The sequence below is a fragment of the Pseudomonas sp. P1_F1_2 genome, from assembly GCF_056405815.1.
On sequence record NZ_JBFUBK010000051.1, the window covers coordinates 32,245 to 40,406 of the forward strand.

Below are 8,162 nucleotides of genomic sequence, written 5' to 3' on the forward strand. Positions count from 1 at the left end.
GCAAGCCCGCTCCCACAGGGTTTTGCAACGGTCAAAAACCCTGCGGGGTCGAACGGGCGACGATTGCTTCCACTTCCAGCCCACGTGGCAACGCGCCATACACCCGACCGGCCGAGCCGAGCCGGCTGACGATGAACGCATCACTGACCGCCGCATTGCCCGCCTCCAGCAACAGCTTGGCCTGAAGCCCCAAGGCAATGTCTTCGGTGAGCTGGCGGGCGCGGTATTGAATGTCGCTGGTGTCTTTGAACTGCGCCTGCAATTGCTGGATGTGCGCGGCCAGGCGTTTATCGCCATGACCGTCGCCCAGTTCACTGAACAGCACATCAAGCACACCCGGTTCTTTGGACAAGGCTCGCAGCACATCCAGGCACTGCACGTTGCCGGAACCTTCCCACGTCGAATTGACCGGCGCCTCTCGGTACAGACGCGGCAGGATGCTTTCTTCGACATAGCCAGCACCGCCCATGCATTCGGCCGCTTCGTTGATCATGGCGGGCGCGCGTTTGCAGATCCAGTACTTGCCCACCGCGGTAACCAGCCGGGCGAATTTGGCTTCGTGGCTATCGTCCAGATGGTCCAGTGCCTTGCCCATGCGCAGGCTCAAAGCCAGGGCGGCTTCACTTTCCAGCGCCAGATCGGCCAGCACGTTTTGCATCAAGGGTTGTTCACTGAGCACCTTGCCACCGACTGTACGGTGGGCGCAGTGGTGACTGGCCTGGGTCAGGGCCTGGCGCATCAGTGCGCTGGAACCGACCATGCAATCGAAGCGGGTCATGGCCACCATTTCAATGATGGTCGGAACACCCCGCCCTTCTTCGCCGACCATCCAGGCCAGCGCCCCGCGAAATTCCACTTCGCTGGAGGCGTTGGAGCAGTTGCCCAATTTGTTCTTCAAGCGCTGGATGTAGAACTGATTGCGCGTATCGTCCGGCCGGTGGCGCGGCAGCAGGAAACAGGTCAGGCCCTTGTCCGTTTGCGCCAGGGTCAGGAAGGCATCGCACATCGGTGCCGAGCAAAACCACTTGTGCCCCACCAACTCGTAAGCCTGCCCCGGACCACTGGCGCCCACCGGATAGGCCTTGGTGGTGTTGGCGCGCACATCGGTGCCACCCTGCTTCTCGGTCATGGCCATGCCGATGGTCACACCGGCCTTGTGCGCCATGCCAACGTTGCGCGGGTCATATTCGGTGGCGAGGATTTTCGGCAGCCATTGATCGGCCAGATCCGGTTGCAGGCGCATCGCCGGAACGCTGGCGAAGGTCATGGTCAAAGGGCAGCCACTGCCGGCTTCGGCCTGGCTGTGCAGATAACTCATGGACGCACGGGCCACATGCGCCCCTGTCTGCGGATGCGCCCAGGGCAACGAGGTCAGCCCGTGTTCGACGGCGGTGCGCATCAATTGGTGATAGGCCGGGTGGAATTCCACCAGGTCGATGCGATGACCATAACGGTCATGACTGACGAACACCGGTTTGTTCTGATTGGCCAGGAACCCGGCGTCCATCAGTGGCCCGCCCGCCAAGGCGCCATAGGCGTCGATCCGCGATTCGGCCCAACCGGCCCCGAAACGCCGCGACCATTCCTGCAGCGGAAGGTCGATGCGATAGAGGTTGGTACCGTCCAGCGACGGTGGCTGGTTGGTGACTTCGTGGGTTTCAGCGAACTGATGCAGGTTCATGACGGGGGCTCCTTTGGGTCAGCCAAGGGGTTCAGTTAAGCACTGCCCCGAGGCTGAACAAAGTGGCATATCCGCCTAACTGTCGGCGCTTTCGCCCTGCCTTGGACACAGCACCCGACGATAGAGCGCGGCCTGCAAGTCCTCGAATTTCACCGGTTTATTCAGGTAGTCGATCATGTCACCGGTCGGGCAGCGTTCACGATCAACACTCAGCGCCACCACGAACACCGGCAAATGAGCACAGCCCGGCAAGGCGCGGATCTGGCAGCACAGGGAGATACCGTCCAGCGGTGGCAACTGACAATCGACCAGCACCGCATCAAAGGTTTCAAGCTGCAACTGGTCGAGGGCGGCCAGACCGTTGTCGGCCGAACGCACCCGGAACCCGAGCTTGAGCAACATGCCGCGCATCACCAACTGATTGACGCTGTTGTCATCCACCAGCAACACGTTGCAATCCTTTGGCAAGCGCAACCCCGGGACCTCGCGATTCATCGACGGTACGGCTGGGCGTTCCACGACAGGCACTTCTACGTCGACATCCAGCTGGAAACGACTGCCACTGCCGGGTTCGGAGCGGTGAGTCAGGCGCCCACCGAGCAATTCGACCAGTTGCCGACAAATCGCCAACCCCACGCCCAAACCGCCATATTCGCGGGTCATCGAACCGTCGAGCTGGAAGAAACGCTGGTACATGGTCGCCTCCCCCAGGTCGGTAAAACCGATGCCTGTGTCGATCACTGCAAATGACAACGACAGCCGACCGTTTTCCACCGGTTTGCCCGTCACCCGCAGCGCCAGCCCGCCGACCCGGGTGAACTTGATTGCGTTGTCCAGCAGGCATTCCAGGCATTGCGCCAGCTTTGCGCTGTCGCCGTGCAGGCGATCCGGCAGTCCCGGCGTGACGTCGACTTTGAAATCCAGCGACTTGCTCGATGCGTTGCCCTCGAACTGCGCCCGCAAGCCATCGACCACACCCCGCAGGCTGAACGCCGCCGGGGTGGCCTTGAGTTTGCCGGCCTGCAATTCGGTCAGCGTCAGGATGCCGTTGACCATGCGCATCATGTCCCGCGCCGAACCGGCAGCGGTTTGCTGGTATTGCTCCAGCTCAGGGTCCATCTCGACGGTCTGCATCAACTCCAGCGAACCGATCACGCCGTTCATGGGGGTGCGCAATTCGTGGGTCAAGGTGGCAAGGAATTCATCCTTGAGCTTGTTACTGTGAGCCAATTGCTGGTTCAACACTTCGAGCTTTTGCCCCGCATCAAACAGCGTTTGTGCTTGCTGCTCGCGCATGGCGTTGATGCGATCGGCCAAGGCCAGCGACAGCAGTGCGACTTCAATCGCCGAGCCGATCTGGCTTGAATACATGGTCAGGAACACGTTGGGCAGATAACCCAGCACCATCATTGTGTTGACGATGCCACCGAGCAAAAACGCCGACCAGGCAATGATGAAATACCGCGCCACACGCAGGCCGCGCAACCAGGCACACAGCCCGGCGGCAAAAATCACCACGGTGAAGGACAAGGCCAGGGCGGTGGCCAGGCGCAAGGCCAGGGCATAACTGGCCATCAACGACAACCCGATCACCGTCGCGCTGAATGCAATCAAGGCCAGCAACAAGCGATCGAGCCAGCGACCATAGGACCCGGTCTGCAAGAAACTTCGAGCAAACTGACTGCCGAACAGTCCGGCGCAGCCGATGAAGAACGGTGTTGCCGCGTTGGCCCACCAAGGATTGTCCGGCCAGAAATACTCCACGGCCGCGCCATTGACCGACAGTTGGTACAGACCGAACGAGGCGATGTAGAAGATGTAATAGAGATAGCTGGTGTCACGCACGCTCAGGTAGATGAACAGGTTGTAAACCAGCATCCCCAACAACACGCCGTAGATCAGCCCCAGCACATAAAGCCGCACGGGCTGCTCTTCGAGAAAAGCGGTGCTCGACCACAAGGTCACCGGCGCCTGGATGGAGCCTTCGCTTTGCAGGCGCAGGTACACCGTTTGTGCCTGGTCAGGTGTGAAGTTCAAATCGAACAGGTAGTTGTTCTGGCGGATCTCACGCGTGGCAAACGGCAAGGCATCGCCCGTCTGCCGGGCCAGGCGATAGTCACCGCCGGCATCGGGCAAGTACAGATCAAGGTGATCGAGCGGCGGATAGGCCAGTTCAAGAAGCCAGGTGCGTTGTACTGACGGGTTGGTCGGACGGTAATGCAGGTCGATTTTCAGCCAGAACACCGAGCGCGAGTACCCGGCATTGAGGGTGGCTTTATCGTGGGGTTTGAAGTTTCCAGCCGCCGCTTGCGCAAGAACATCGGCGATGGTCGCCTGACCGTCCGCGTCTTCGTACACCTGCATGACTCGGCCCAGGGGAAGGCTCTGGGTAGATTCATCGAACTCGATGGCGCTCGCCATGAGGGGCAAGCAAAGCAGCAACATCAGCAAATAGCGCATTTAAGCCCCAGCGTGGCCTGTCCGGTTATCTCAGGAAGCCCCTCATTCCCTTTGAGTAGACGTAAAACCGGCATTACCTGTTATTGGTTTGGATCCACTCTAGCATAGCCGTTGATGGCCATTGAACACCATTGAATTTTTTTCGCAGAGGCTCTAGCACGGGCGTTCCAGCGACAAATTTTGCGCAAAACCAGCTTGATTGGTCAGGTTGTATCAATGCATCGGCCGTTTTACACATTCCTGTAGCAGCTGGCGAAGCCTGCGTCCGGCTGCGCAGCAGTCGTTAAACCTGAATTCGCGGTCTGTCTGATTGACCGCGTTGTCTGGGTTTACGACTGCTGCGCAGCCGGACGCAGGCTGCGCCAGCTGCTACAAGTCCGTCTCATGACTCGCTGGTCGACTGGTGGTAAGCTCGCGCACCATGAATATCTACAGCTCTCGCCCCGTTGTCCTCTGTCTCTCCGGCCACGATCCAAGTGGTGGCGCCGGCTTGCAGGCAGATATCGAAGCCTTGCTCGCGCAGGGTTGCCATGCGGCCCCGGCCGTCACCGCCCTGACCGTGCAAGACACGGTCAACGTCACTGACTTCCGCGTCCTCGACCGTGAGTGGGTGTTGGCCCAGGCCAATGCCGTGCTCAACGACTCCGAAGTCGCCGCCGTCAAACTGGGCATGCTCGGTTCCCTGGAGATGGTCGACACCGTGGTCGAACTGCTTCAGGCGCACCCGCACCTGCCGGTCGTCTGCGACCCGGTGCTGCGCGCCGGCGGTGGCGGACGACTGGGCAAGGACGAAGTCGGCTACGCCATGCGCGAACGCCTGCTGCCCCTGTCCATCATCGCCACCCCTAACCTTCCCGAAGCGCGCATCCTCGCCGAACTGCCAGAAGGCAGCGCCGACGAATGCGCAGAAAAACTGCTGCCGTTTGTCAAACACCTGCTGATCACGGGCGGTCATGGCGACGAACACGAAATCCACAATCGCCTCTACAGCCGCGACGGCCACCGCGAAACCTTTACCTGCCAGCGCTTGCCCGGCAGTTATCACGGTTCCGGTTGCACGCTGGCCAGCGCGTTGGCCGGTCGTCTGGCCCTGGGTGAAAACCTCGCCAGCGCCGTGCAGACCGCGCTTAACTACACATGGCGAACCCTGCGTGATGCGGAGCAACTGGGCAAAGGCCAGTTCGTGCCGCGCCGCCTGCCTCTGGATTTCTGTTCGTAACTTTTGATGCGTAAAGCGCCGAGGCTTGTCCGATGAAACTACGTGGCCTGTACGCCATTACCGATAGCCAGTTGCTGGCCGGTAAATTTCTTTCGTACGTGGAGGCGGCGCTGGAAGGCGGCGTCACCTTGCTGCAGTACCGCGACAAAAGCAGTGACGAGGCCCGCCGATTGCGTGAAGCCGAAGCACTGCGCGATCTGTGCGATCGCTACAAGACCCAGTTGATCATCAACGACGACGCCGAACTCGCTGCCCGCCTGAACGTGGGTGTGCATCTGGGACAGACCGATGGTCCGCTGTCTCCGACCCGCGCCTTGCTCGGCTCCAAGGCAATCATCGGTTCGACCTGCCACGCGCAACTCGAACTCGCCGAACAGGCTGCAAAGGAAGGCGCCAGCTACGTCGCCTTCGGCCGTTTCTTCAATTCCAACACCAAGCCCGGCGCGCCGACTTGCAGTCTCGACTTGCTCGATCAGGCCCGCAGCACATTGCACCTGCCGATCTGCGCGATTGGTGGCATCACCCTGGAAAACGCCGCGCCACTGGTAGCCCACGGGGTTGACCTGCTGGCGGTCGTCCACGGTCTTTTTGGCGCCGAGAGTACGGCTGAAGTGACACGCCGCGCCCGCGCCTTTAACGAACTACTTAAAATCTGATTTGAGAGCCCGACCATGTCTCGTTCCGAAACCCTGTTTGCCAATGCCCAGAAACACATTCCCGGTGGCGTGAACTCGCCTGTGCGCGCGTTCAAAAGCGTCGGCGGCACCCCGCTGTTCTTCAAACACGCTGAAGGCGCCTACGTTACCGACGAAGACGACAAGCGCTATGTGGATTACGTCGGCTCCTGGGGGCCGATGATTCTCGGCCATAGCCATCCGGACGTGCTGGACGCGGTGCGCAAACAACTGGCACACGGTTTGTCCTATGGCGCCCCGACCGCGATGGAAACCGAGATGGCAGACCTGGTCTGCTCGATCGTGCCGTCGATGGAAATGGTGCGTATGGTCAGCTCCGGCACCGAAGCGACCATGAGCGCGATCCGTCTGGCCCGTGGCTTCACCGGCCGCGACAGCATCATCAAGTTTGAAGGCTGCTACCACGGCCACTCCGACAGCCTGCTGGTCAAGGCCGGCTCTGGCGCGCTGACCCAAGGCGTACCGAGCTCGGCCGGCGTGCCGGCAGCCTTTGCCAAACACACCTTGACCCTGCCGTTCAACGACATCAACGCGGTAGAAACCATGCTCGCCGAAGTCGGCCAGGACGTGGCGTGCATCATCGTTGAGCCAGTGGCCGGCAACATGAACTGCGTACCGCCAGCGCCAGGCTTCCTCGAAGGCCTGCGGACACTGTGCGACAAGCACGGCGTAGTGCTGATTTTCGACGAAGTGATGACTGGTTTCCGCGTTGCCCTCGGCGGAGCCCAGGCTTASTACGGCGTAACGCCGGACCTGAGCACCTTCGGCAAAATCATCGGTGGCGGCATGCCCGTTGGCTGCTTCGGCGGCAAACGCGAAATCATGCAGCACATTGCGCCGCTGGGCCCGGTGTACCAGGCCGGCACGTTGTCGGGCAACCCGCTGGCCATGGCCGCCGGCCTGACCACTTTGCGTTTGATCAGCCGTCCGGGTTTCCACGCCGAACTGACCGACTACACCACGCGTCTGCTCGACGGCCTGCAGCAACGCGCCGATGCCGCGGGCATTCCGTTCGTGACCACGCAAGCCGGTGGCATGTTCGGCCTGTATTTCAGTGGCGCCGACGATATCGTGACGTTCGATGACGTGATGGCGAGCGATGCCGCCCTGTTCGGCCGCTTCTTCCACTTGATGCTCGAAGGCGGGGTTTACCTGGCGCCGAGCGCGTTCGAAGCCGGCTTCACCTCGATCGCTCATGGCGAAACCGAGTTGAAACTGACACTGGACGCTGCCGAGCGTGCATTCGCCGCATTGAAATAACGTTTTGCTGCTGACGTTGGCGACTGCCGACGTCAGCTTTCACCTACATCCGCACTGTTATTCCGACGCTTGCGCTAATAATCCCCCGCAAATTGGGCGATATATTCCCCACGCAGCAGAAAAACGAGTAAAGACTTTGTAAGGTTGGCCCTGCTTATTTCATAATGCGCGCTTATTGGATCCCCTCGATGGGTCCGCGCGCCCTTCAGAGGTAAGTCGATTCTCATGAACCGCACCGGCCGCGCCCTTGCAATGGGCTGCCTGTTGCTCCTTCAGCCCCTGCTCGCGCTCGCACAAGCAGGCGGCAACTCGTTGTTAATCCCAGCGATGGGTCGCTGCACCCTCAATACTCAGCCGCAAGACCTGACGCAAGCGCTCGCCGCCTGCCAAAAAGCGTCGGATGAAGGGGATGCGCAAGCGCAATACGAGTTGGGTGAGTTCTACTACGAAGGCAAAAACGCGCCGCGCGACCTCAATAAAGCCCTCAGCTATTTCGAAAAAGCCTCGCTGCAAGGCCATGCCCAGGCGCAATTCAAACTCGGCACCATGTTCTTCCATGGCGAAGGTGTGCCGGCCAATAACGTCCAGGCTTACATTCTGCTGAAAATGGCGGCGGTCAACGGCGCTGAAGAGGCGCTGGACACCGCCGACGAAGTCACCGAGAAAATGCCGCGCGAAGAGCTGGAAGTCGCCACCCAGGTACTGGGGCAAATTTTCCGTAAATACCTGATGGAATTGCAGAGCGCCGATGGGCGTACGCCGTTTTCGCCTCTTCCCTGATTTCTTTACCGACCTCTCTGACGCAATCGCGGGCAAGCCTTGCTCCTACAAGAGCAGTGGTGAACCT

The 8,162-nt window shown here is 60.5% G+C and carries 6 protein-coding genes; 4 read left to right on the forward strand and 2 right to left on the reverse strand.

The window, feature by feature from the left end:
• Nucleotides 1-31: 31 nt before the first annotated feature.
• Both AC1D2P_RS16590 and AC1D2P_RS16595 read right to left on the reverse strand, forming a co-directional pair.
• Nucleotides 32-1,681 carry an acyl-CoA dehydrogenase family protein gene (locus tag AC1D2P_RS16590; RefSeq protein ID WP_477757951.1) on the reverse strand — a complete coding sequence of 550 codons (1,650 nt, stop codon included), beginning with the start codon at nt 1,679-1,681 and terminating at the stop codon, nt 32-34.
• Nucleotides 1,682-1,756: 75 nt separating this feature from the next.
• Nucleotides 1,757-4,141, reverse strand: a complete 2,385-nt coding sequence (locus tag AC1D2P_RS16595) for a hybrid sensor histidine kinase/response regulator (protein WP_477757952.1) — start codon at nt 4,139-4,141, stop codon at nt 1,757-1,759.
• 421 nt (nt 4,142-4,562) lie between these two features.
• On the opposite strand from AC1D2P_RS16595, the gene AC1D2P_RS16600 reads away from it, so the two are divergent.
• From AC1D2P_RS16600 to AC1D2P_RS16615, 4 genes are all read left to right on the forward strand, one after another.
• Complete coding sequence (locus AC1D2P_RS16600; protein WP_046028703.1) at nt 4,563-5,360, forward strand: hydroxymethylpyrimidine/phosphomethylpyrimidine kinase; 798 nt, start codon at nt 4,563-4,565, stop codon at nt 5,358-5,360.
• A 32-nt stretch (nt 5,361-5,392) separates the two neighbouring features.
• Nucleotides 5,393-6,016 (forward strand): thiamine phosphate synthase, encoded by a 624-nt coding sequence (gene thiE / locus AC1D2P_RS16605; RefSeq protein ID WP_477757953.1) that lies wholly within the window; start codon nt 5,393-5,395, stop codon nt 6,014-6,016.
• A 15-nt stretch (nt 6,017-6,031) separates the two neighbouring features.
• The gene (hemL, locus tag AC1D2P_RS16610) at nt 6,032-7,315 is read left to right on the forward strand and encodes a glutamate-1-semialdehyde 2,1-aminomutase (RefSeq protein WP_477811510.1); all 1,284 of its coding nucleotides are present in this window, start codon (nt 6,032-6,034) and stop codon (nt 7,313-7,315) included.
• Between the two features lie 225 nt (nt 7,316-7,540).
• Nucleotides 7,541-8,095, forward strand: coding sequence for a tetratricopeptide repeat protein (locus AC1D2P_RS16615; RefSeq protein ID WP_077431210.1), 555 nt, complete (start codon nt 7,541-7,543; stop codon nt 8,093-8,095).
• Nucleotides 8,096-8,162: the final 67 nt, after the last annotated feature.

Excerpts from the sequence above, each read along its gene's own strand:
- AC1D2P_RS16595 (WP_477757952.1), bottom strand. The coding sequence starts at position 4,141 with ATGCGCTATTTGCTGATGTTGCTGCTTTGCTTGCCCCTCATGGCGAGC.
- AC1D2P_RS16590 (WP_477757951.1), bottom strand. The coding sequence starts at position 1,681 with ATGAACCTGCATCAGTTCGCTGAAACCCACGAAGTCACCAACCAGCCA.
- AC1D2P_RS16615 (WP_077431210.1), top strand. The coding sequence starts at position 7,541 with ATGAACCGCACCGGCCGCGCCCTTGCAATGGGCTGCCTGTTGCTCCTT.
- thiE (WP_477757953.1), top strand. The coding sequence starts at position 5,393 with ATGAAACTACGTGGCCTGTACGCCATTACCGATAGCCAGTTGCTGGCC.
- AC1D2P_RS16600 (WP_046028703.1), top strand. The coding sequence starts at position 4,563 with ATGAATATCTACAGCTCTCGCCCCGTTGTCCTCTGTCTCTCCGGCCAC.